Raw genomic sequence first — 25,366 nt, 5'->3', positions numbered from 1 at the left:
CTCGTTTTACAAAATCTATTAGGTTAGGAGATAGGAGAATGGGGAAAGCACTTATTATTGGTTGTGGCGGCGTGGCTCAAGTAGCCATCCATAAATGTGTTCAAAACAGTGAGGTATTTGAAGAGATTTGTATCGCCAGCCGTACAAAATCCAAATGTGATGATTTAAAAGCTAAATTAGATGGCGGAAAAACAAAAATTACCACTGCACAAGTGGATGCAAATAATGTAGAAGAACTAATTGCTTTAATCAATGAAGTAAAACCGGATATCGTTATGAACTTGGCATTGCCCTACCAAGATTTAACCATCATGGACGCATGCCTTGCCACAAAAACAAACTACTTAGATACAGCTAACTATGAGCCAGAAGATACGGCTAAATTTGAATATAAATGGCAATGGGAATACCAAGAGAAATTCCGTGAAGCTGGCATCACTGCCCTTCTTGGCAGCGGCTTTGACCCAGGTGTAACAGGCGTATTCTCTGCTTATGCCCTAAAACATCACTTCGATGAAATTGAATACATCGATATCCTTGACTGTAACGGCGGCGACCATGGCTATCCATTTGCCACCAACTTCAACCCTGAAATCAATATCCGTGAAGTTTCCGCTAACGGACGTTATTGGGAAAACGGCGAATGGATTGAAACAGAGCCAATGGAAATCAAGCGCGTTTATAACTTCGATGAAGTCGGCGAAAAAGATATGTACTTGCTGTACCACGAAGAGCTTGAATCTCTTTCGAAAAACATTCCAGGACTTAAGCGCATCCGTTTCTTCATGACATTTGGCCAAAGCTACCTGACACACCTAAAATGTCTGGAAAATGTCGGCATGACTTCCATCGAGCCAATCGAATTCGAAGGGAAACAAATCATTCCGCTTCAATTCTTGAAAGCTGTTCTGCCAGACCCTGCTACACTTGGACCGCGCACAAAAGGGAAAACCAACATCGGTTGTATCTTCCGCGGCAAAAAAGATGGAAAAGATAAAGTTTACTATGTATACAACGTTTGTGACCATGAAGAGTGCTACAGAGAAGTTGGTTCTCAAGCCGTTTCTTACACAACTGGCGTTCCTGCGATGATTGGCGCCATGATGTTAATGACTGGAAAATGGGATTACAAGGGCGTTTACAATATTGAAGAGTTTGATCCAGACCCATTTATGGACGCATTAAACAAATGGGGACTACCATGGAAGGAAAGCTTTGACCCAGAGCTAGTGGACTAAGATGAGATTTGAAGAACTGCCAACACCATGTTATGTAGTCGATGAAGAACTTTTGGAAAAAAATCTTAAAGTCCTGAACGGTGTCATGCAGCGTACAGGCGCAAAAATTGTATTGGCCCAAAAAGCATTTTCCATGTTTTCACTGTACCCTCTCATTGGGGAATATTTAAGCGGCACAACTGCGAGCGGCCTATATGAGGCTCGGTTAGGCTATGAAGAGATGGGCAAAGAAAATCACTGCTTTTCCGCTGCCTATCGGGCAGAAGAAATGGACGAAATTATCTCCATTTGCGATCACATCATTTTTAACTCCAACACCCAGTTGGAAAAATTTAAAGATAAAGTGCTTCAGGCTGGTAAAAAAGTGGGCTTGCGCATCAACCCGCAATGTTCCACCCAAATCGGCCATGCCATTTATGACCCATGTTCACCGGGTTCCAGATTTGGTGTTACCATCGAGCATTTCCGTCCGGAATTGCTTGATGGTGTCACAGGCCTGCACTTCCACACCCTTTGTCAGCAAAACTCTGACGACTTAGAGACGACTCTAAATGCGGTGGAAGAAAAGTTTGGCCCTTATCTCTCCCAAATGGAATGGATCAACTTCGGCGGCGGACACCATATTACTAGAGAAGATTATGATATTCCACGCCTAGAAGCTTGCATTAAAAGAATGCAAGAGAAATACGGCTTGGAAGTATATCTTGAACCAGGCGAAGCAGTTGCTCTAAATGCTGGCTATCTAGTAACCACCGTTCTAGATACCATAGAAAACAGCATGGATATCGCCATTCTTGACACCTCTGCTTCCTGCCATATGCCGGATGTGCTAGAAATGCCTTACCGCCCACCGCTCTTTGGATCTGGTGAAGTTGGTGAAAAACCATACACATACCGTCTTGGCGGACAGACCTGTTTGACTGGGGATGTCATCGGTGACTATTCGTTCGACCAGCCATTACAGCTTGGCGACCGGTTAGTTTTTGGCGATATGGCGATTTACACGATGGTCAAAAACACTACGTTTAACGGCATGCCATTACCGGCGATTGCTGTGAAGCATAAAGACGGAGACTGTGAAGTAGTTCACCAGTTCGGCTATCAGGATTTCAAGATGAGATTGGCATAAGGTTTAGCATCTGCACAAAAAATGAACATGCAACATTACACATAAAATCTATAAATAATGCTCAGGGTATAAAGACTCTGAGCATTTTTCTATATATTAATCTCAAAATAAATATATTTTTTTGCCATAACATTCTTTCAACTTTTTATTCTAATGAAAAAATGACACTGTTGCTCCTAATTTCTGCTTCTGCACCTGCTCCCACAAATTCCACTAATGAATAGCAAATAAGAAAAAGCGATAAGTCCGACCCATGTCTAAAAGCACAAAACATCTCATATAGTGAAAATGAAAAAATAAAAAACGAATGGGGGGAAATACCTATGAAACAAGTTTTACGGGCCATTCCGTTATCCGTACAGCATTTGTTCGCAATGTTTGGTGCGACCGTTTTAGTGCCTGCACTCACTGGTCTTGACCCAGGGAGTGCACTTGTCGCAAGTGGTTTAGGAACCTTGATTTTTCATTTGATTACACGCGGAAAAGTTCCTACGTATCTCGGTTCCTCGTTTGCCTTTATTGCTCCGCTTGCACTTTATGTGCAGAAACAGCATTCACCAGGCCAAGCCGTCGCAGGCCTTATCAGCGTTTCTATTGTTTATGCCATCGTCTCATTAATTATTACATTTGTCGGTTTTGAGAAAGTCCGGAAAGTCATTCCGCCGGTTGTCGTCGGACCGGTTGTAAGCATCATTGGTCTTTCGCTGGCAACCACCGCCGTGACTGCCATGGCTTCCACCCATTGGGATGTCGCGATTATCAGTCTTCTTGCAGCGGTTATCGCCACGCTTGCCGGCACAAAGGTCATCCGCCTATTGCCGATTATCATCGGGCTTATCGTTGGATATCTTTATGCAGCGGTACGAGGATTTGTTGATTTTGGAGGAATCGCTGCCGCACCGTCCTTTGCTCTTCCTCATTTTGTCGCTCCTGAGTTTACCTGGGCCGTCATCCTGGGGATGGCTCCAATTGCCCTGGTTACCATCATCGAGGACTTAGGCCATATGTTCGTGCTAAATGAAATTATCGAAAGAGATGTGACAAAGAATCCCGGATTTTCAAAAATCCTTTTGGGAAATGGCATCGCCACATTTGTTTCTGGCTTCCTTGGCGGACCTGCTCAAACCACTTACGCCGAAAACCTTGGGGTTCTTGCTGTCACACGCCAGTTCTCCAGCAGGATCATACAAGGGGCAGCTGTTATTGCCATTATCCTTGGCTTATTCGGTAAAGTTGGAGCAGCTATCCATTCTATTCCAACTGCCGTGATGGGCGGCATTTGTATCCTGTTGTTTGGCATGATTGCCGCAATGGGGATCCGTCACATGGTGGAGGAAAAAGTGAATTTGGCTAATATGAAAAATTTAATCATCGTTGCCATTATCTTCATCATTGGTGTGGGATGGGCGAATACGGGGATCGCTTACGCCACCCTTGCCGGCTTGCTCATTTATTGGCTGGTCCCAGATTTTACCGTAAAGAAAAATTAGAAAAAAGACTTTCCTCAGCATGACTTGTGTTCCCGTTAATTAAAGCGATTGGGCTCAAAATAATCCTCCTTCAAGGGGGATTATTTTTTTATCGTAGAAGGTAAAGTGAATTAGCTTTATAATGGGAGCATCACGATGAAAGCTCAAGGAGGTATCACAATTGATTTCTTTTTGCATGATTGGCGGCGCTGGTTTCCGGGCTCAGTATTACTTAAGAATCGCCCAAGCTCTACCTGACTTCTTTCGTGTTTCAGGAATGGTAGTCAGGGACGTACATAAAGGAAGCGGGCTTGAAGAAAAGTACCATGTTGCGACATACCGAAGTTTGGAACAGCTTTTAGAAAAAGAAGAACCTGATTTTGCCGTAGTAGCAGTCAGCAAGCCTGCAGCACCGGATTATTTGCTCCGGTTGGGCAAGCTTGGAATTCCCGTATTGGCAGAAACGCCACCTGCCCCTTCCATAAAGGAATTAATTCAGCTTCATGAGCAGCTTACCTGTAAAGGCGCTAAAATACAGGTCGCTGAACAATATCACCTGCAGCCCTTGCACCAGGCAAGGCTTTCGGTCATTCAGTCCGGAAGGTTGGGGAATGTGACACAAGCCACCGTTTCGATTTCCCATTTTTATCATGGTGTAAGCTTGATTCGAAAAATGCTCGGGATTGGTTTTGAGGATGCCGTCATTAGAGGAATGAGATTCGAAGCGCCAATTGTGGCGGGTCCGGACCGCAGCGGCCCGCCGAAGGAAGAAAAACTGATAAACGCTGAGCGGGATCTAGCTTGGCTTGATTTTGGCGGCAAGCTGGGAATCTATGATTTTACCAAGGATCAGCACCGTTCTTGGATCCGTTCCAATCATTTGTCTGTCCGCGGCGACCGTGGGGAGCTTTTTGATAACCGGTTGTCGGTATTGGATGATTTTTCAACGCCTCTTTACCTTGATTTGAAGCGGATTGACAAGGGAGAAGAAGAAAACCTGGAGGGCCATTATTTAGAAGGAATCTTGGCTGGTGAACGGTGGGTGTACCGGAATCCGTTTATCCCTGCCCGGCTCTATGATGACGAAATCGCTATCGCTTCGTGTTTAGTGAAAATGGCTGAATATGCCGCGGGCGGACCAAGTTTTTATAGTCTGCCTGAGGCCTCACAGGATCATTATCTTGGTCTCATGATGGAAAAAGCCATTGGTACTGGCGAAATCGTAAAGACAGCTCGACAGCCTTGGGCTGAATAATCCATGGAGAGGATTCATTCCGTTCTACACTAAATGATCCTCCCCCCCTTCTAGCTTTATTGGCTACTGTTCCGACACTGTTTTATATTCTTGAGTTGTTAATAAAGTTGTATTACCTACCGTTCTCCCTCCTTTTTCGCTCCTACAGTCGTTCATAAGTCTTATTGGCGGACCGTTCCGACCCTTTTTTCTTTCCTTCAGTCGTTAATCAGCTCGATTACCTACCGTTCCTAAGCCTTTTTCCGTTCTTCAGTCGTTAATCCGTGCTTCTGCATGCCCTGACCTTTATACAAAAAAACACCGCTACATGATGCGGTGCTATTGGTTAATCACTATACTGTTTTTTTACTTATCTTCCAGGACATTTTCCATCTTCTTGAGTTTCCGATAAATCACCGATCGATCGACGCCCAATTTTTTAGCCGCCTCCGTTGCATTGCCGTTATGTGTCTCGAGGACATGCTTGATATACCGCCCCTCGACAATGGCGGTAAAGTCTTTTAAGGTTCCATGTTTATCAAGGTTGGTTTTAATAAAATGATCAATGGCAAACCAATCGGTAACCGAATCCTCGGAAGACATGTGGATGCTATCCTGTGCCGTTACCACAAGACGCTCGATATAATTCCTCAGTTCCCTGGCATTACCGGGCCAATCGTGCTTTAGCATTTTTTGAAATTCACTGGCACTGAGGACCAGTTTTTGATTATATTTTTGATTAAATTCATCCAAAAAATAAGATATTAAACCGACTAGGTCCGTTTTTCGGTTCCGGAGAGGCGGGATATGAATCGGTATGACGTTGATCCGGTAATATAAATCCTCTCGGAACGTGCCTTTCTTCACCATTTTCCATAAATCCCGATTCGTGGCAGCAATAATTCGGCAATTAATCGGGACATTTTGAATACCGCCGACCCGCCTCACTTCCTCATTATCGATGACTCTCAGCAGCTTTGCCTGCATGTCCAACGGCAGTTCAGCAATTTCGTCCAAAAATAAAACCCCGTCATTTGCCAGTTCAATGATTCCGGCCTTCTCCTGTTCTGTCCCCGGAAACGCGCCTTTTTCATAGCCAAACAATTCTTGCTCCATTACCGCCGGTGGAATAGCGGCACAGTTGATGGCGATAAAAGGGCCTTGGGAACGGTCGCTTTTTCTGTGAATATAGCGGGCAATGACTTCCTTGCCCGTTCCTGATTCGCCAAAAATTAATACTTTACTATTAAAAGAGGCAATCTGATTGCAAACCTTCAGAATTTGCTTCATGGCCAGGCTCTCGGCTACCATTCCCGGCTCACTTTCTGCATCCGTTGCTGCCTGCTGTTTCCCCTTGTAATTTTTACTTATCCTATCAGGCTCAACATGCAGGAGCGGCAGTTTTCCGTTAAATTCATTCGATGTGGTGACCACCAGCTGGATGTCGCCATCTTTTTGTAAAATCGGAATCGCCGTCGATTTCATATGAAAGCCGCGGTTCGTGATGATGGTTTTAGATACCCTCTGCTTCGTTTCTATGGCTTCCATGGTAACGGACTGGTTATAGAATCCATTCTTCACCAAATCCTGTACATTCATTTTTATTAATTCATCCAAGGAAATGCCCAGCGTCAGTGCGGTGAATTCATTGGATATGAGTATATTCCCTTTTGAGTCCGTAACAAATAAAGTAGAAGGCAAGTCGTTGAGGTCAGGGAGCTTTATGGGGTTATTCTGCAATGTTTCAATGGCTTTTTTCTTCATTTGTTTAGCCTCCTACTATTATTCATTCTTCTATTATAAGGAAGAACCCCTATAATGACAGTGGATATATTGTGACATTTACACCAAACAAAACAGGACCCTATGAAAGGTCCTGTTTTGTTTGAATATTGTCATCCCTCTTAAGCGAAAACTAACTCTCTTTCCTCTTCTATTATAGAGATTTTTCCAAGGTTGTTCATTACCTCTTGTGCTTCTGCAAACATGCTTGTGATCATTTCTTCAACCGTTGTGATTTCTTTGACAAGCCCGCAAATTTGCCCAGCCATAACGGAACCACGATCTGTATCTCCCTCAAACACGGCTTTACGCAAGGAACCTAATGAAAGATGTTCCAATTCGTCACGAGAAGCCCCATCTTTTTCAAGTTTCAGGTACTCTTCAATCATGCTGTTTTTAATACTGCGTACGGGACCGCCAAGGCTGCGGCCTGTAACCGTTGTGCTTGTATCATCGGCATGAACAACAGCCAGTTTGAAGTTTTCGTGTGTCGGGCATTCAACGGTTGCCAAGAAACGGGTACCCACTTGCACACCTTGTGCACCTAGAGCGAAGGCTGCCGCAATTCCGCGGCCATCGGCAATACCGCCAGCTCCTACAACAGGAATGGAAACGGCACTCACCACTTGAGGCAATAATGCCATAGTTGTGGTTTCGCCAACGTGGCCGCCTGCTTCTGTACCTTCAGCAACTACTGCATCCACACCTAATGCTTCCATTTTCTTCGCAATTTTAACAGAAGGAATAACAGGGATGACTTTAATTCCGTGTTCCTTAAAAATTGGCATATACGGTGCTGGTGTGCCTGCACCAGTTGTGACAATTTGTACTCCCTCTTCCACAATGACCTCAATCAATTCAGGGATATTTTTCATCATTAACATTAAGTTAACAGCAAATGGCTTATTAGTGATTGCTCTTGTTTCTCTGATTTCCTCACGAAGCTGATCAGCGGTCATGCCTCCGGAACCGATAATTCCTAATCCACCTGCATTGGATACGGCACCTGCAAGAGGGGCACGGGCAATTTGCGCCATAGCACCTTGAAAAATTGGATATTTAATGCCTAATAAATTTGTAATACTCATGTTCTTCATCCTCCAATAAAGTTAAAGTTTAAGCTGCTTTTGCAGTTTTTGAGCCTGATGTTTGCTTCTTATTTTCCATAGCTTTATAAACAAAGGTTAAGGCAAAGCCAACGAGTGATATCACTAATGCGATATAGAAGGCATTGGTGAATTGGCCATTGTTGGCCGCAGCTACTGAGTTGGCAATTCTTGGGCCAAAGAAGGCAGCGCCTGAGTAGCCGATAAAGGTGACACCGTAGTTGACGCCGTAGTATTTCATTCCAAATTTCTCGCCGACGATGGATGGGAAGATTCCCATGGTGCCGCCGAAGCATAAGCCGATACCGATAACCGCAATGGCAAAGCCGGCAACTGAAGTGGATAAAGCGATTGTTAACATCATCGCGGCAATTACGATATAGATTACCATTAAGCATTTGGTGCGTCCGATTTTGTCAGAGATTGCGCCCCAGAAAACACGTCCAGAGCAGTTACTTAATGAATATAAACTTACGAATAATGCAGCTGTTGCAGGGGTTAACCCGAACATCGTCTGTCCAATTACGGAAGCATTTGAGGTAACCATCATACCGGAAAGAGCACCGATTAAGAACAAACCTGCAATTACGTAGAATATCGGTTTCTTGATCATTTCATTCCAAGGAACATTGACTCCGCCTTTATTTGCGCCGCTGGCAGCAGGAGGTGTCCAGCCTTCTGGAACAAATCCGTTCGGGCATGCTTTGACTAAAAAGCTACAGCCTAATATCACCACTAAGAAGGCAACCCCAAGAGTAATCATGGATGACTGAACACCATTGCTCGTAATCAAGGCATTGGCTAGCGGAGCAATCACGATCGTTCCACCGCCATAACCAGCTGTGACGATACCTGAAGCAAGACCTCTTTTGTCCGGGAATAATTTAACAGAGTTTCCGATAGTGGCGGAATACACAATTCCTTGTCCCAAACCAGTAATCACACCGTAGGTAAGATAGAGCATCCACGGGGCAGTGGCCAATCCTGATAAAATAAATCCTAAGCCGAACATCGAACCGCCAAGGATAATCGCCGTTTTGGCGCCACCCTTATCGACTAATTTTCCGCCCAATATCATCGGGATTGGTGAAATTGCCGCATTAATGGTAAAAGCCATCATAATTTCCGGCATAGTGGTGTCGAAAACTTTGGTGAGTGGTAAAGCAAAAATACTAAATGCGTAAATTGCACCAACACAGATATTGATTAGGGTAGATGCAATAAGGATCTGCCAACGATTAAGCTTGATGTTCATGGTTTATAATTCCTTCCTGATTTTGGATTGGCTGGCGGTGAGTGTCCTTCTCCTCCGCCAGCTGATTGATATTAGTTTGCTGGAACGAGTGTTTTTTCGCTCTTCCCTGCTTTTTTCTCATCAATAATGTCTTTCAATTTGCCCCAATTTTCTTGGAACATCGCAGCGTCCATTTCTTTTAAATCAGCGGAAATGACCGGAGTGAATTCCATTTGGTCGAGAATATCCTTCTGCAAATCCACACCAGGGGCCACTTCTGTCAACGTGACCCGGCCTTCCATCAATTCAAACACCGCCCGCTCTGTTACATAGACAACTGGCTGGTTAATTTGTGAGGCATAGGATCCGCTAAAAGTAATTTGCTGAACTTGTTTAATAAATTTCTTGGCTTTGCCTTCTTGCAAAATCTGCAATTTGCCATCTTCCACTTTTACCTGCAGGCCGCCTGCGGTAAAGGTGCCGGCGAATACCAATTTTTTGGCTGATTGCGAGATGTTGATAAATCCGCCGCAGCCGGCCACGCGTGTGCCAAACTTACTGACGTTGACGTTGCCAAATTCGTCTGTCTGAGCCAATCCTAGTACCGATAAATCGATACCGCCGCCATCATAAAAATCGAATTGGGAGTCATGGTCGACGATTGCTTCGGAGTTATAAGCATGGCCAAAGTCCTTCAATCCAGCAGGGACACCGCCAATGGAACCGGCCTCGGTTGTCAGCATGAGCTGATCGCTTACTCCCTCTTCTGCTGCAACTGTTCCTACGCTGACCGGAATCCCAACACCAAGATTCAGGATGGTGTTTGGCAGCAGTTCAGCTGCCGAACGGCGGGCAATCACTTTCCGCTCATCCAATGGAAGGGCATCAATGCCCTCAACCGGTACTTTGACATGGCCGGAGAATGCCGGATTATAGTAGGTATTTTCTGTTTGGAAGTGGTTCTCCGGTTTGGAAACGACAATATAATCGACTAAGATTCCAGGAACTTTAATGTCTTTTGGATTTAACGTTCCGTTTTTCGCCACGGTCTCGACTTGGGCAATCACAATTCCGCCGGAGTTGTGGACAGCCTGGGCAATTGGCAATACTTCCATGTGCAAGCCTTCTTTTTCAAGCGTCAGGTTGCCGTTCTCATCGGCCACTGTTCCGCGAATCAAGCCGACTTGGATAGGAAATGCTTTATAGAATAACCATTCGTCTCCCTCAATTTCGATAACCTTTACGATGTCTTCTTTGGTTGATGGAGACATTTTTCCGCCTTCCACACGTGGGTCAACGAATGTGCCCATCCCTACTTTTGTGATCACCCCTGGGCGTTTTGCCGCTATTTCGCGGTATAGCTGAGTGATGACGCCTTGCGGAAGGTTGTAGGCTTCGCACTTGTCTTCCTCAATTAATTTCGCCATGCCTGGGGATGCGATGGCGATGCCGCCAATCCAGCGTTTGACTAATCCTTCATAGCCTAGGTGACTCATTCCTTTATCCCGTCGGTTACCGACTGCACTTGAATGCATGACGGTTAAGTTTTGCGGGTGACCTGTTTGTAAAAAGCGTTCTTCTATGGAAATACCCATTTCTTCGGCCCAGCAAGATAATCCAAAACCAGTTGCTGCAACGGTATCGCCATCTTTGATCAGCTCGGCAGCTTTAGCAGCTGAAATTACTTTTGACACGGCTGTTCATCTCCTCGGAATTTATTGTGAAGTTCTTCACATGTTTATCAATAAATTAATTAACCTGTTAAAGGTAAAAGCCTATTTCTTGTGAACTGTTTTACAAAATAGAAGAAAAAAATTTGTCTGCTCCATCTTTCCCTTTTTGTTTGTGAATCATTTCACTAACATCCTATGATAAAAGAAACCGGCCGTCAATATCGGTGAAAACGGCCAAAAACCACTCCTATACTGTGGCTTTTTTGCCTATTGAGGTCATGGAATTGGAGTGATCAATGAAGTAAAAATGCCTGGTTTAGATAGTTCCCTTTGGTCTAGGTTCAGTGTTGTTTGGTATTTTATGAACGTAATTGCGGCACATGCAAAAATGCAACACTCTATCGCTTGCTAGCTCTTCGGTTTTACCTTATATCCGGGATGCGTCAAAAAAATTAAAAAAGGAGGCAGATAAATTTTTTAAAAAATTTTTTCTGCGCCCCTTTTTCTGTGAATATCGCATTTTTACAACGTAATGAAATCTACCGCAAGGCTGCTAAATGCCATAGCCGTTGATAAATTCTTGAATTGTTTCCTGCTCGTCTTCCGTCAGTTCCCGGTTTACTTTGGTTCTAAGTGCTTCGGTTATTTTTTCTCTGTCCCCTTTATATAGGCCTGTCAAATGGGCAATGGTTCGAAGGGTACTAGCTTCATATTGGAATTCGGCTTTGGATATCGGCTTCCAATGGGAAAGAATGTACGTATCTGCATCAAAGGTTTCCAGTATATCCAGCATCCGTAAGGTTTCATTAATGGTATAGTTCGGTTTTTTCGCAAAAATGTCCGGATAGAGGCAATCACCCAGAAACAAGATTTTTTCTTCTTTGATATAGACGACAACCGAGTCTGCAGCATGGTCTCCTCCGACATGGCGAAGAATACAAGTCACGCCGCCAAGGTCTATTTCCAGCTTGCCTTCAAAGTTCATTTGAGGCAGACAGATTGTAATATCGCGGTGGTCCGGGTACTCCTGCTTGATGGCGTTTGCACAAAATTCAATTTCTGTTCCTTGTTGGACTCTTGCATCCAAGGCAGCATTTGTCCAAGAAAGCGGAATCAATTTCTCCATTTCCTGTTTGGTTTGAGCGGAGGAAACGGATAGGGATTCGTTTAGGGCGGAAAGGCCAAAAATATGGTCCCAATGCCAATGGGTCAGGACAATGAAATCTGGTTTGGATACTTGCTGTTTGGATAGTTCGTTAAGAAAATACTGGACATGTGCTTCGGAGTTCCCTGCGTCAATCAACAAATTCTTGGTATCCCCCACCACCATTCCCAGAATCGGCCGATCGGTTTCCGCTATAGGTGTTATGTACCAAAATCGTTGAGCAATTTTTTCAATTGAATGCATGAATAATCACACCATACCTTTGTGAGCACTGGGCCTTTTTTTTATAAGTTAATTCCATCAAATATCGTGTACACGTCAGAAAATTTATCTTTCGTTTAAAACTCCCTCGTATAGTAACACATATTCAGCAATAGGTGAAAAATAACAAAAGGTAACAAGAAAGCTGTGCACGGTAGGCATGCACAGCTTTTTTGTTATTTATATCAGCGATATGGTTCATTAGATTTTGTCTTACTTAATGACCTTTTCAGTCTTTATTTTTTCTTGATTCCCTTTAGTTTCTTTATAGGATTGCAACCCTTTCTCTCCATAAAAGAAAAATGTCATTAGTTCATCTTTGTTTTCCCAATTCTCAAAGTCATCAGGGAGCCATTCATAAAGATCCTTAATAGCAAATTCCTGAAGCATTTTTGTGACGACAAGCAATTCATGCGGTTTTAATTTGTGTTCTTCCATGCAAGATTGGGTGAAATTCGAAAAAATTTCGATAACCTTCTTTTGTACAACATCATTCCACGAAACTGTAATCGTACTAAATTCAGTCATAAGGTTTGCTGCCTTTTCCCGTTTCTCGGGAGATAAGCCGTTCCAAATTTCTGTTTCCATAGAATCACTCCTCTTTTCCATAATTTCATGCAATATTTAGTCTTATAGTCTTATTTCTTTTTTTATCATTGGTATGAGACTATAAAACTACCTGTTTTCCTTATAGTTAAAGATGCAAGTTTTGTGCCATTTCGAGTACCCGGATATCATCATATTTGGTCATACATTTGAATAAAATCTGTCGCAAAATAAATAGGAGCTTTGTTGCATTTTGAGACATAGGTCGTTAATTGCAAATTTCATTGAAATATTGTCCACCTGTTGAAATGACTCCGCGCGAGCTTTAAAAACTGCTCTAATGTAATAAATTCGGTTTCGAGCTTTATCTGTTCAGGCAAATTGTCACCCTCATCCCAATTTTAATCTAAAGTCTTACAATCTCGTTCTTCCGGCAGGTAAATCTTTCCTAATTATGTTCACTATCATTTGAATTTTTCCATAATTTGGATTATACTATTAACTAGGTGTACATAGTAACAACCCCCTATTTTTCTGCTCTTTAACAAAATCTACAACATAACATGTAAGCGTATTCAATTATTGAATTTTCGCGAGAGGTGAGTAGGTATGAAGAGTCCTTATATTTCATTAGATGTTAACGCATCACCTAAAAATGAAAAAGTGAGGCTTTCAAAAGCATGGGAAGATTTCGTCTCAGGAAAAGATTTTGATGTAAAAGTGAGGACTTTTACCCAGCAATCTTGGGAACGTTCCTTAAAACACGGAATCCATCCAGCTCAGCAAATAGCACCTTTAACTTTAACAGAAGAACAAATCTTAAACTATAAATCTTCAAATCCCCTCTATTCCATCATAAAACCCATCCTTTCAGAATTAAAAGAAGTAGCAATTGATTCAGGTCACTTGGTGGTTTTTTCGAATAATAGCGGGGAAATTATTGATGTGGAAGGAGATGTTAAGCTTAAAAGTGCTGCCGAAAAAATGAATTTTGCGGTAGGAACATCATGGCTGGAAAATAATATCGGAACAAATGCGATTGGCACTGCCCTCGCAACGGGCACCCCTATGCAAATTTTTGCTTCTGAGCATTTTTGTGAGCCTGTACATAATTGGGTGTGTTCAGCTGCTCCCGTTAGGGATCCTGCCACAAAGGGAATTATTGGCGTTGTTGATTTAACCGGAGAATGGAGTCTGATCCATCCTCACTCCTTGACCACGGCCATTTCCATTTCACAGTCCATTGAGGGGAGACTTCTTAATCTGCTGGAACTTGACCGGTATAAGTTATTGGAGCATTATCTTGAAACAAGCATAAAATTTCCGAAGCGTATTTCAGCAGTCCTTGATCGCGGCGGGTACGTGATTAAGGCTAACCATCTTTTTTACTCTAATGGATGGATTGACATCACTAATCATATCCCTGAATTAAAGAATGTATCTTTAATGCATGAACAAAGATGGAAAACGAATAATGATGGTTGGTCTTTTGAATTAACTCCGATTTATTTTGAAGGTAAATTTATCGGGTCGGTGGTACAGGCTATTTCGACTAAAGTTTCTGTTACTATTCCTGGTTATACCAACGAACATAATAATAATAATAATAATAATAATAATAATAATCTACGATATTCTTTTTCTCATCTTATTGGATGTTCTAAAGAGTTTAAGTCGGTTATTGCTGAGGCTCAATCCATTGCAAACTTAAATTTGCCGGTGCTCATTGAAGGGGAAAGCGGAACTGGAAAAGAATTATTCGCCCAATCCATTCATGCAGCGAGTTCTCGCTCTTTTGGACCTTTTGTTGCCGTAAACTGTGGAGCCATTCATAAAGATCTTGCAGAGAGTGAATTATTTGGATATGAAGAAGGAACATTCACAGGAGGGCAAAAGGGAGGAAGAGCTGGAAAGTTTCAACAGGCGGACGGAGGAACGATTTTTCTAGATGAGATTGGAGAAATGCCGTTAAATTTGCAAACCATTCTTCTACGTGTTTTGGAAGAAGGCGAGGTTGTACGCCTTGGTGGAAAAAAGCCCATAAAATTAAATGTTAGGGTCATTGCCGCCACCAATCGGGATTTAAAGAAGGCCTCTGAAGAGGGGAAGTTTCGACTAGACCTGTATTATCGATTAAACATCCTTTCTCTTAAAATTCCCCCCTTACGGGAAAGAACAGGAGATATTCCTGTCATTTTGGAAGATTTATTAAATAAAGTTTGTAACCAAATGGGACGGTCACCGCTTAGAATTGAAAATACAGCATTAAAATTCCTTGAGCGTTACGAGTGGCCCGGAAATGTTCGTGAATTGCGTAATTTTGTTTATAAAATGGCTGTAAAGGTACAAAATAGTCCTTTTGTTACTATTTCAGACCTTCCAAATGAAATAATGGACAGTCAAAACCAGAAATACGACAACAACTATAATACGCCTTATCCAGGTCAGGATTCTAAAGGCGATTCACCTTTGTTACCCCCACCCAACGAAACAATAAGTGATATCCAACTTTTAAAAGAACAGGAACTAAAGACCATACTAAACGTACTTGAAGAAGTGAATGGGAATGTTCAAGAAGCGGCTAAAAGACTCGGTATCCATAGAAGTACTATTTATAGAAAACTCTCACGTATTAATGGGGATAGGCTGAATAAACGGAGTAAATAATCATTGTGATGGAAAGAAACTTAGTATTGGCTTAGAATTCAACCAATTTGCTCTTCTATAGCCTTCCAAGAGAGCCGAACGTGTCCGTTAATAAAATTTTTACTTTCATAGAAACATAGAAAATGACCACAAAGACCGCCCGAGTCTTAGTGGTCATTTTTATTTTTGCAGCTATAATGGTGTTGACTATTCCAATAACTCTCCTCCGCCCCCGCGGGAAGGCCCTTTGGTTGGATCTAGTTCGACCACTTCTTTTTCAGTAATCAAAGAATCGGTTGTGATGATAAGTGATGCAATGGAAGCAGCATTTTTAAGGGCCGTGCAAGTTACTTTAACAGGGTCAATAATCCCGTTATTGATTAAATCGACAAACTCCCCAGTTAATGCGTTAAATCCATAACCATATTCCAAAGATTTAACCTTTTCCAATATGGTGTTTCCGTCTAACCCACAGTTATTGGCAATCGTCTTAAGCGGAGTAATTAAAGAATCCAGTACAACCAGAGCACCGTTATATTGATCCCCTGATAGACTCTTAATTTGTTGGCTTACTTCAGGCAAAACTTGGACTAAAGCAGTACCTCCCCCCGCTACAATCCCCTCTTCGACGGCAGCAAAAGTAGCATTTAGGGCATCTTCAATACGGAGTAATTTCTCCCTGCATTCTACCATCGTAACCCCGCCTGCCAATATAACAGCCATTCCCCCTGAGAGTTTGGATAGACGTTCTTGCAGTTTTTCTTTTTCCCATTCCTGCACGGTATTTTCAATTTGGAATTTTATTTGATCTTTTCTTCCTTGTATTTCATCATAACGGCCATTGCCCTCAACAATAGCGGTTTGATCTTTATTTACAATTACTTGCCTTGCCTTGCCTAAATCTTCAATTGAAATGGTATCTAATTTTCTTCCAGTAGCTTCTGAAATAACCCGGCCGCCTGTCATGATAGCAATATCTTCCAACATTAGTTTGCGGTTATAACCAAATTCAGGGGCTCTTACAGCTACGGTCTGTAAATTTCCTCTATGTTTATTAACCATTAAAGTTCCTATTATCTCATCTCCGAGGTCTTCCGCAATAATTAGGAGTGAATTTCCGGAGTTATTAATTTTTTCTAATAGCGGCAGGATTTGATGAACAGAGGAAATCTTCTGGTCGGTTATTAATATATAAGGTTCTTCCAGCACTGCCTCCATTTTCTCAAAATCAGTCACCATATTATGAGAGATATATCCTCTATCAAATCGCATCCCTTCTACCACTTCTAAAACCGTGGCAGGGAGCTTTGATTCCTCAACAAGAATGACACCATCTTTTCCTACTCGGTCCATGGCACTAGCAATCAGCTCACCAATTTCGTTATCCCTTGAAGCTATCGAGGCTACCTCGGAAATTTTTTTCCGGTCGACTATTGGAACGGCGTTTTGTCTTAGGGCATTTACCACTAATTTAACAGTTTCTTCAATTCCTTGTTTTAGAAGAATCGGATTGGATCCTTCTCTAACATATTTTAAACCTTCCTTTACCATACTTTGTGCCAGTACAGTTGCAGTAGTGGTACCATCCCCAGCATGATCATTTGTATTACTTGCTACTTCTTTAACCAGCATAGCCCCCATATTTTCAAACGGATCTTCCAGTTCAATTTCTCTAGCTATAAAAACGCCATCATTCGAGACCATTGGCGTAGCGAATAACCGGTCAATAATCGAATTTCTCCCTTTAGGCCCAAGTGTAGCTTTTACAACAGTTGCTAATTTATCTACTCCAATTTCAAGAGCTGTTCTAGCTTCTTCGTCCAATTTGATTAATTTCGGCATATCAATTCCTCCTGGCTACTATCAAAAATTTGTAGTTTCATAGATTGCTAAAATGTCATCTTCTTGCAAAATATAATAGTTTTCATTCTTTACCATTATTTGTGTTCCGGTATTTTCAGTGAAAAGAATAACATCCTCTACCCTAATATCCGCAACTACATCATTGCCAATCGCCCTTATCATTCCCCTTTTTAGGTTTCCTTTTACAGTTGTAGGAATGATGATGCCATTTTGAGAGGTTGTCTCTTCTACTAAACTGACAATGACTCGATTGCCAATTGGTTTCAATTCCATGATATCAACTCCATCTGGTGTGAATTTTTAGGATGAAGGACAGATGTATTTTCACATCTGTCCCGATAAAAACGTCGTTTATGGAACTAAGATCGCCCGGCCATTGATTTTGCCTTCATGGAGCAACTGCAGAACTTCATTTACTTGGTCAAACGGAAACTTGGTAGAATGAAGTTTGACTTTCCCACGACCATAAAGAACCATGAGCTCGTAAAGTTCATTGTAATTGCCTACTAGGCTGCCGACGATGCTATATTCATTATTGATGATATTTAGGGAAGGGACTTTTACAGTGCCGCCGTAACCTACCACAAAGTAATGCCCGCCCTTTCTTAGCATCTGCATACTTTCAGCATGAGTCTGGTCTGTCCCGACAAAGTCGATAATTATATCGGGTCCCTTTCCATCTGTTAATTCTTTTATATTTTCAAACATATTTTCATCTGCTTTTACTGCATGTAAAGCTCCTAAATCCAGTGTTGCATTTAAGCGCTCTTCGTTTCGATCCACCGTTATTATGTCAGCGTTTCCAAGTTCACGCATGACTTGTACGCCGATATGTCCAAGGCCGCCCATCCCAATCATGACTGCTTTGGTTCCCGGCATCGCAAGTGGCGCTGCCTTTTTAACAGCACGGTAGGCTGTAATGCCGGCGTCTGCAAACGGAGCCACGTCCGCAGGATGTACGGTATCTGGTAATCGAATGAGCGCCCGTTCTGATGTCTTTAAGTATTCCGCATACCCGCCATCGACTGTCAGCCCGGAAAACTTTAAGTTTTCACAGTGCATATCTTCTCCTGCTCGGCAGCTTAGACATTTACCGCAGCTGGCTACAGGATGAAGGATCACTGGATCTCCTGGTTTAAAATCAGTAACAGCAGATCCTACTTCATGGACCCAGCCGGCGTTTTCGTGGCCAATCGTATAAGGTAGCGGCGTACCTAAGGTTTCATTCCATACCCCTTCGATTAAGTGTAAATCTGTATGACAAACCCCAGCTCCAGCAATTTTTATGATAACATCTGTTGGTTCCGTAATTTCTGGCATAGGGACATCTTCAATACGTAATGGCTGGTTAAATTCATGTAAACGCGCTGCTTTCACTTTGTTCCATCTCCTTATGAAATTATGATGTTTGATATCGTGTTTCCAGCAAACCTCGGCAGTAAGTAGCATTGAACTCCATCGACATTCTTGTTCTTCTTGCTTCTAATAAATAGTCTGAGAGTTCAGCAGGTTCAATTCTTTCACCTGTATGTTTTTTAAAAGCCAGATCATGAAGATTAGTGCTTAATTTTAACTCCTCACAAAGAGTTAAATAACGGTTTAAAACGGCCTGCTCCTGGATAGCAGTATGTGATTTCAATTCATTTATTGTAAGATTTAACATCATTTCTTTATCGATTCCAAAATCAATCAAGTCACGAAGCAGTTTCTCCTGCCTAGCCAAAAAGGATTTGATTTGGAATTTTTTCCGCACTTCTTGTAAATTTCCATTGGCCATATCGGCAAAGACTTCACTAAAGGATTTCCCTTCAGCCACTCCTTTGTTGATCGCCTCTGAGGCAGAATGATCTTTTAGATTAACAATGACCTTATTAACCCAAGGGATTTCTGATACACGGTCCCGGATATCTTCTGCCATGATAAAAGCGAAATTTGGAGAACACCAATAGGTTGGCAGCCGCATGATGACACTGACGACGTCTCTTTGTATGTCTACTTTTTCGATGAAATTCATTTCTAAAACGGACTTATCTAACTCTGGATCATATACCACGTTAAGTTTCTCCATTACAGCTTCCTGTTGTCCCAATTGAAAGCCTCCCTCCCTCAACTTAAACTGAATTCTATTTAATTACTGCTAAACTATCGTTCCGTAACAGTTGTTTTTGTTTTTCAATATCAATGTTATAGAGCGCGGCCGCGTTTTCGCCTAAGATTTTCTTTTTCACATTTAAATCCAAAACTGCCCCGGTCTCTTGAGCAATATCTTCAGGTAATTCAAAAGCCATAAATTTCTCAATCAGCCAGTCTGGCTCCCAGATCGCATAGTCACTGCCAAATAGAATTCTGTTCTCATCCAGCCAGTAAAGCAATTCGCTGATAATTTCGGCAAAATAGCGCGGTCTTGTATGAATGAACGGCATAACGACAGAAAGACCAGCGTATACATTCTTTTCTTGTGTTGCAATCCAGCAGAAATCTTCTAATCTAGGAAGCCCGCAATGCTCGACGATAAAGTTTAATTCAGGGTAACAGCTTGCTGCATCGTCGATATCTGCCACATCAAATGCATCTCTATTTAGAGGAGTAATGGTCGGACCTTTATGAACGTGGATATTTTTAATGCCAAGTTCCAAACACTTCTCAAGATAACGTTTTGCCCATGCATCCGAAAGCTTATAGCCTTTGGATTGGCCAAACCAATCTGCTGTGTAAAGTTTAACTCCCTGCCAGCCATATTTTTTCTTATTTTCTTCCAACTTTTCTAAGCCAATTTCCCCGTGACGCGGGTCAAGAGTTCCATTTGCGATAAACCGGTTTTTATACTGCTGCACTAATCGTTCGTTGGCATCAAAATCTCCGAATCCATTTCGATAAAATTCTTTTAACCAAACGGGCTGGAAAATAGCCATGTCTGCATAGCCTTTGATGATAACATCATTGACTAAATCCTCTGGATTCAATTTTCTGAACTTGTCATAATCCCATAAAACTTCCTTAGGACTTAGATTTTTATGATAGTCGTAGAAGCAGCTGATGAATTCCTCACCATGTTTGTTTAATTGGTTTTCCGGGCTGCCGTCCCATAGAGCAATATGTGCATCGATAACAAAGATTTCTTCGCCATTAGCAGTTTTAAACATATCTATACCTCCATCGTTTCATTTTTTTGAATTCATTTCCAAGAATACTGATGAGCTTTATGCTGCCTATGACACCGCATTCATTTCTTAACTCGATTGGACATTTAGTCAGATTTTGTTCCCCTGTCATTCTCCAATTTTTCCAGACTTACACCAAACGTGCACTAATTTCCTATACTTTGAATCATCCTGGTCTTTGGTGCAGCAAATAAAGTTTTACATACTCTTGTTGTAATAAGGGATGTGACTCCACAGACTCGCTTTTACCACCACCTTTAATTTTTTTAAACTCATCCATATTACATGCAATAATTGTGCCAAGTTGTAAAAGAGGGGGAAAAATCCTGAAATACCTTGAGTTATGGAATTCTTCATTCGCACTTTCGCAGTGTTGCAGTGCTGTATTTTCGAGAATTGCAACAGTTGTGTAGATATTTGAGACAAATCATTTTTTAACGCGACAATCCTTTTATGCCCGCAAGAAAATCTATTATAAAGGAAGTTATTCAGGAATTTTTAATTTTCAGGGTAATTTGGATGAATTGGCACCAAAATTGCATTAAATAGGGTGTAGGATTTGAAGCCTGCAAATAAATTTCTTGAAGGAGGAGTACGAATTAATGGTTACGCTTTCGAAAATTAAATCTCAGCCTAATATGAGTAATGCTGAGGCTCATAAGCGGGTGAAAGATTTGGCGTGGCTTCCCAGTTATGCCAAGGAATCATTAAAGTACCCAACCGATTACAAATTCTCCAAAGCACCAAAAGACACCATGAAGCAAGTGCTGCGTTCTTACTTTGCGATGGAAGAAGAAAAGGATAATCGTGTTTACGGTGCAATGGATGCCGCACTCAGAGGGAATATGTTCCGCGATGCACAACCAAGATGGGTGGAATGGATGAAGCTATTCTTAGCGATTATTCCTTTCCCTGAAATCTCAGCGGCCCGTTCGATGGCTTTGCTTACTGACGTGGTTCCAAATGATGAGTTAAAAAATGGCTATACCATGCAAATGATTGATGAATTCCGTCACTCCACGATTCAGATGAACCTTAAGAAATGGTACATGGAAAACTACATTGATCCAGCTGGGTTTGATATTACTCAGAAGGCATTTGGAAAATGTTATGCCACCACGATTGGCCGGCAATTTGGAGAAGGGTTTATTACCGGAGATGCTATTACAGCTGCGAATATTTATCTGCAAATCATTGCCGAAACAGCCTTTACTAATACGCTATTCGTAGCCATGCCTTCTGAGGCTGCTGCCAATGGAGATTACGCTCTGCCTTCTATTTTCCTTTCTGTACAGTCAGATGAATCACGCCATATCAATAATGGATATGGAACTTTAATGATGGTATTAGGAGATCCTGACAATCACGACCTGCTAGAAAGGGATATTCGTTATGCCTTCTGGCAAAACCATGCGATTGTAGATGCTGCGATTGGTACGATTATCGAGTACGGCACCAAGGATCGGAAGAAAAGCAAAGAATCCTATGCCGACTTGTGGCGTAAATGGATTTACGAAGACTACTACCGCAGCTATTTGGTCCCACTAGAAAAGTATGGTTTAAAAATTCATCACGATGATGTGGAGGCTGCATGGGATCGGATTACTAAAAAGAATTATGTGCATAAAGTAGCCCAGTTCTTTGCAACTGCTTGGCCAGTTAACTTCTGGCGGATTGATCCATTGGATGAATATGATTTTGAATGGTTTGAATCGAAGTATCCAGGCTGGTACAAAGAGTTCGGTAGAGGCTGGGAACACTACCGTGAATTGTCTGAGCCCGGCAATGCACCATTCCTATGGGCAGATACTGGATATGTCTATCCGCATCGCTGTTGGAGCTGCTTAGTACCGATTCTCATCCGGGAAGACTTGGTTGTGGATGAAGTGAACGGTGAATTACACACCTATTGCTCCGAGCAATGCTGCTGGACCCACAAGGTTGCCTTCTCTGATAACTATAACGGCCGCCCAACTCCTGCAATGGGACGTTTCAGCGGAAGAAGAAACTGGGAAGAAGTTTACCATGGAATGGATTTAGCTGATGTTATCAAAGATTTAGGCTTTGTCCGTAACGATGGTAAAACCTTAGTTCCACAGCCGCATTTACACTTTGAAGATTCAAAGATGTGGAACCTTGATCATGTGAAAGGTTACGAGCTGCGAAGTCCACTATTGGATCTGCGGGCGATGTCAGATGCAGAACGTGCCATAAGCATAGCTGAATATAAGGCTGGATTTAGCTGGAAGTAACAGCAGCTCCGAGCAAGTTTACTCAGCCTTGAATTTAATTCCTATTTTTTCAAGGCTGAGTATCTTTCTAATCATTCTAAAAAGGAGCGGGGGGCAATTAAATGGTCTATAAAGTAACACTTGAACCAGTTGGATTAGAAATGGAAGTTGAGGAGGATGAAACCGTTCTAGAAGCTGCCTTTCGCCAAGGAATTGCGCTCATGCATGGCTGCAAAGAAGGACAATGTTCCACCTGTAAATCTCTTCTACTTGACGGAGATGCTGAAATGGAACGGTACTCCACTTTTGCACTGAATGACTATGAAAAAGAAGAAGGCTACGTTCTTCTTTGCAAGACCATTCCTTACAGCGACCTGACAGTTGAATTACTTCAATATGATGAAGAAGCATTAAAGGTTTCGATTCCTATCAAAAATTTCGAAACAACGGTTGAGAGTATTGAAAGTCTTACGCATGATATTAGAAAGCTTACATTAAAGCTGCAAGAACCGAATGAGATTACATTCCATTCCGGTCAATTCATAGACCTCTACGCTCCGGATAAGAGCTTTTACCGTTCCTATTCGATGGCCAATACTCCAAGCCAATCGGACCGCCTCGAATTTATGATTAAAATTTTTAAAGGCGGGAAATTTTCAACTCTTTTAGATGAGGAGCTGAAAATTGGGGATAAGCTGGAAGTAAGAGGCCCATTTGGAAATTGTATTCGCCGGGAAGAAAATACAGGTGATATTATCCTGATTGGCGGCGGCTCTGGAATGGCTCCATTATGGTCCCTTTTAAATGATATAAAAGAAAAGAACGTCAAACGCAATGTTACCTTCTTCTATGGAGCCCGTTCGAAAAGGGATTTATTCTATCTGGAAAAGTTCGAGGAGATTGCCGATCGCCTAGAAGGATTCCGCTTCATACCTGCTCTTTCTGAACCGCTGCCAGAAGATGAGTGGTCTGGTGAAACAGGATTAATTACAGAAGTAATTGAGCGGCATGTTTCTAAGGAAGCAGCCAGTCAGTTAGATGCTTTCTTATGCGGTCCAGGACCGATGATTGATGCAGCGATAGCCGTGCTCAGAGGGAAAGGTGTTACACCTGATCGAATATTATTTGACAAGTTTGTCCCTGCCTCTGATTAAAAAAGCTGGAACAAAGTCTGGATATTATTCTTTAATAGGAGGTCAAAACGATGACAGAAGCTATTGAAAAATCTGCCGAGGCCGGCTCAAAAACGTTTGCTGGCAGCAGAAGCCGCAAATATAACTACTACGAGCCAAAAGGAAAAAGACCAACCTTGTATGAGGATGTTACTGTAGATGTACAGCCCGATCCGGAGCGCTACTTACTTCAAGGATGGATTGTTTCTTTTGCTGATGATACACCGGCCTATTCCAGCAAATGGACGCAAATCAAAAGCTCCAACTGGCATAAATACCGCGATCCAAATGGTGAATGGGAACGCAATCACTATATTCGTCAATCCGGAATTGAAAAGCAGGTAGCGTTAACGATTCAAAATGCGAAAGCTGAAAATCAGTTTACCAATCTTGATAAGACCTGGGTGAAAATTCTCCAAACACATTTAAGTGCATCAAAGCATCCTGAATACGGAATGGGAATGATTTTTCAAAAAGCACAGCGTGATGGAATGAGCCAAATGATCAACAATTCCATTTTGATTAACTCTTCTGATAAGCTGCGTTATGCGCAGGATCTGGCCATTTATCTTGGCGAAGTTGCAGGAATTATTGAACTTGATGAAGCTGCCGGTAAAGACAACTGGTTAAACAATCCTGTTTGGCAAGGTGTTCGTGAGGTAGTTGAAACGATTGGTGCAGCGACAGACTGGGCCGAGCAGGTATTTGCCGCCAACCTGATTTACGAACCGCTGGTTGGAGAATTATTCAGAAGTGGCTTTATTATGCAATATGCAGCCTCTCACGGGGATTATGCGACCCCAACTTTAGTTTCTACAGCAGAAGCGGATTATGAGAGAAATTTAGATTACACTGCTGAAATGTTCGATGTTTTCTTCCAAGACTCTGAATTTGGCCAAGAAAATCAGCAGGTGGCTCAAAGATGGCTTGAAAAGTATGTGCCGCTCTGTGTTAAGGCCTCTAATCAGCTTCAGCCGGTGTGGTCTCAGCCAAGAGTAAAAGTAACAACCTATGCCGATGCCTTTAATAGCGCAAAGGAACGTTTTAATGTCATTTTAACTCATTTAAATATAAGTTTGCCGAAAGGGGTAAATTTGTAATGAGCAAATCAGGACTAGAAAAAACATTTAATAACAAGTGCGGGGTTACTCTAAGTGATAGTGTGGAAGGCAGGGTCATTGCCGATATCATGAAAGATAAGCCCAATGTTCAAGTCACTCATTATCCGGCTTTGATCCGGATTGATGGTACAGGTTTGCTTGAATTTGACATGAATGAAATCAGCGAGGATCTGGGCCGGGATTTTGATCCATACGCTTTCCAGGTAGAAATGTCTACCCACTACGGCCGAATGGTCATGTTAGATGACAAAATCCTGTTGTTTGCTGACCCTGAGGAAGCAAGGAAATATATCGAGTTTTAGAATTTGCACAAGTTTGGTGTGGTGGTGCGGTAA

At 42.2% G+C, this 25,366-nt stretch carries 20 protein-coding genes; 9 read left to right on the top strand and 11 right to left on the bottom strand.

Translation table 11 applies throughout. The features are described from left to right. The first annotated feature begins 38 nt into the window (after positions 1-38). The 4 genes from ACY8D0_RS00210 (at position 39) to ACY8D0_RS00195 (ending at position 5,091) form a co-directional block, all read left to right on the top strand. The gene (locus tag ACY8D0_RS00210; RefSeq protein ID WP_462408509.1) at positions 39-1,238 is read left to right on the top strand and encodes a saccharopine dehydrogenase family protein; all 1,200 of its coding nucleotides are present in this window, start codon (positions 39-41) and stop codon (positions 1,236-1,238) included. A 1-nt stretch (position 1,239) separates the two neighbouring features. Beyond that, entirely contained in the window at positions 1,240-2,367 is a 1,128-nt protein-coding gene (nspC, locus tag ACY8D0_RS00205; RefSeq protein WP_462408508.1) for a carboxynorspermidine decarboxylase, read from the top strand. Positions 2,368-2,690: 323 nt separating this feature from the next. Then, positions 2,691-3,857: a solute carrier family 23 protein gene (locus ACY8D0_RS00200; protein WP_462408507.1), complete on the top strand. Its 1,167-nt coding sequence runs from the start codon at positions 2,691-2,693 to the stop codon at positions 3,855-3,857. A 175-nt stretch (positions 3,858-4,032) separates the two neighbouring features. Beyond that, entirely contained in the window at positions 4,033-5,091 is a 1,059-nt protein-coding gene (locus tag ACY8D0_RS00195; RefSeq protein WP_462409905.1) for a Gfo/Idh/MocA family protein, read from the top strand. A 345-nt stretch (positions 5,092-5,436) separates the two neighbouring features. Here ACY8D0_RS00195 and ACY8D0_RS00190 read toward each other — a convergent pair whose 3' ends face one another. The 6 genes from ACY8D0_RS00190 to ACY8D0_RS00165 form a co-directional block, all read right to left on the bottom strand. Beyond that, the gene (locus ACY8D0_RS00190) at positions 5,437-6,834 is read right to left on the bottom strand and encodes a sigma-54 interaction domain-containing protein (RefSeq protein WP_462408506.1); all 1,398 of its coding nucleotides are present in this window, start codon (positions 6,832-6,834) and stop codon (positions 5,437-5,439) included. A gap of 140 nt (positions 6,835-6,974) precedes the next feature. Then, positions 6,975-7,940 carry a nitronate monooxygenase gene (locus tag ACY8D0_RS00185; RefSeq protein WP_462408505.1) on the bottom strand — a complete coding sequence of 322 codons (966 nt, stop codon included), beginning with the start codon at positions 7,938-7,940 and terminating at the stop codon, positions 6,975-6,977. Between the two features lie 28 nt (positions 7,941-7,968). Next, a complete protein-coding gene (locus ACY8D0_RS00180; RefSeq protein WP_462408504.1) occupies positions 7,969-9,213 on the bottom strand; it encodes an L-lactate MFS transporter in 1,245 nt (414 codons plus the stop codon). Between the two features lie 71 nt (positions 9,214-9,284). After that, the gene (locus ACY8D0_RS00175; protein WP_462408503.1) at positions 9,285-10,886 is read right to left on the bottom strand and encodes an acyl CoA:acetate/3-ketoacid CoA transferase; all 1,602 of its coding nucleotides are present in this window, start codon (positions 10,884-10,886) and stop codon (positions 9,285-9,287) included. 532 nt (positions 10,887-11,418) lie between these two features. Next, positions 11,419-12,273, bottom strand: coding sequence for an MBL fold metallo-hydrolase (locus ACY8D0_RS00170; RefSeq protein ID WP_462408502.1), 855 nt, complete (start codon positions 12,271-12,273; stop codon positions 11,419-11,421). Positions 12,274-12,504: 231 nt separating this feature from the next. Beyond that, a complete protein-coding gene (locus ACY8D0_RS00165) occupies positions 12,505-12,879 on the bottom strand; it encodes a hypothetical protein (protein WP_462408501.1) in 375 nt (124 codons plus the stop codon). A 567-nt stretch (positions 12,880-13,446) separates the two neighbouring features. Between ACY8D0_RS00165 and ACY8D0_RS00160 the strand changes: the two genes are divergently transcribed. Further along, positions 13,447-15,504 carry a sigma-54-dependent Fis family transcriptional regulator gene (locus ACY8D0_RS00160; RefSeq protein ID WP_462408500.1) on the top strand — a complete coding sequence of 686 codons (2,058 nt, stop codon included), beginning with the start codon at positions 13,447-13,449 and terminating at the stop codon, positions 15,502-15,504. A gap of 186 nt (positions 15,505-15,690) precedes the next feature. Here the strand turns inward: ACY8D0_RS00160 and groL are convergent, their stop codons facing one another. The 5 genes from groL to ACY8D0_RS00135 all read right to left on the bottom strand — a co-directional run bounded on the left by groL (position 15,691) and on the right by ACY8D0_RS00135 (position 20,489). Further along, the gene (groL, locus tag ACY8D0_RS00155) at positions 15,691-17,325 is read right to left on the bottom strand and encodes a chaperonin GroEL (protein ID WP_462408499.1); all 1,635 of its coding nucleotides are present in this window, start codon (positions 17,323-17,325) and stop codon (positions 15,691-15,693) included. Between the two features lie 21 nt (positions 17,326-17,346). Then, complete coding sequence (locus ACY8D0_RS00150; protein WP_462408498.1) at positions 17,347-17,619, bottom strand: GroES family chaperonin; 273 nt, start codon at positions 17,617-17,619, stop codon at positions 17,347-17,349. Between the two features lie 78 nt (positions 17,620-17,697). Then, on the bottom strand, positions 17,698-18,723 hold the full coding sequence (locus tag ACY8D0_RS00145) for an NAD(P)-dependent alcohol dehydrogenase (RefSeq protein ID WP_462408497.1): 1,026 nt from the start codon (positions 18,721-18,723) through the stop codon (positions 17,698-17,700). A 22-nt stretch (positions 18,724-18,745) separates the two neighbouring features. Beyond that, positions 18,746-19,435 carry a metal-sulfur cluster assembly factor gene (locus tag ACY8D0_RS00140; RefSeq protein ID WP_462408496.1) on the bottom strand — a complete coding sequence of 230 codons (690 nt, stop codon included), beginning with the start codon at positions 19,433-19,435 and terminating at the stop codon, positions 18,746-18,748. Positions 19,436-19,469: 34 nt separating this feature from the next. Further along, complete coding sequence (locus ACY8D0_RS00135; protein WP_462408495.1) at positions 19,470-20,489, bottom strand: amidohydrolase family protein; 1,020 nt, start codon at positions 20,487-20,489, stop codon at positions 19,470-19,472. Positions 20,490-21,109: 620 nt separating this feature from the next. Here ACY8D0_RS00135 and ACY8D0_RS00130 point away from each other — a divergent pair. From ACY8D0_RS00130 to ACY8D0_RS00115, 4 genes are all read left to right on the top strand, one after another. Next, on the top strand, positions 21,110-22,759 hold the full coding sequence (locus ACY8D0_RS00130; protein WP_462408494.1) for an aromatic/alkene/methane monooxygenase hydroxylase/oxygenase subunit alpha: 1,650 nt from the start codon (positions 21,110-21,112) through the stop codon (positions 22,757-22,759). 101 nt (positions 22,760-22,860) lie between these two features. Continuing rightward, positions 22,861-23,892: an NADH:ubiquinone reductase (Na(+)-transporting) subunit F gene (locus ACY8D0_RS00125; RefSeq protein WP_462408493.1), complete on the top strand. Its 1,032-nt coding sequence runs from the start codon at positions 22,861-22,863 to the stop codon at positions 23,890-23,892. Positions 23,893-23,942: 50 nt separating this feature from the next. Continuing rightward, on the top strand, positions 23,943-25,010 hold the full coding sequence (locus tag ACY8D0_RS00120) for a ferritin family protein (protein WP_462408492.1): 1,068 nt from the start codon (positions 23,943-23,945) through the stop codon (positions 25,008-25,010). Next, complete coding sequence (locus ACY8D0_RS00115) at positions 25,010-25,333, top strand: MmoB/DmpM family protein (protein WP_462408491.1); 324 nt, start codon at positions 25,010-25,012, stop codon at positions 25,331-25,333. The genes ACY8D0_RS00120 and ACY8D0_RS00115 overlap by 1 nt, the downstream gene beginning before the upstream one ends. Positions 25,334-25,366: the final 33 nt, after the last annotated feature.

This window comes from Neobacillus camarae, from assembly GCF_054950115.1.
This window is presented reverse-complemented; position numbering and strand designations above follow the sequence as displayed.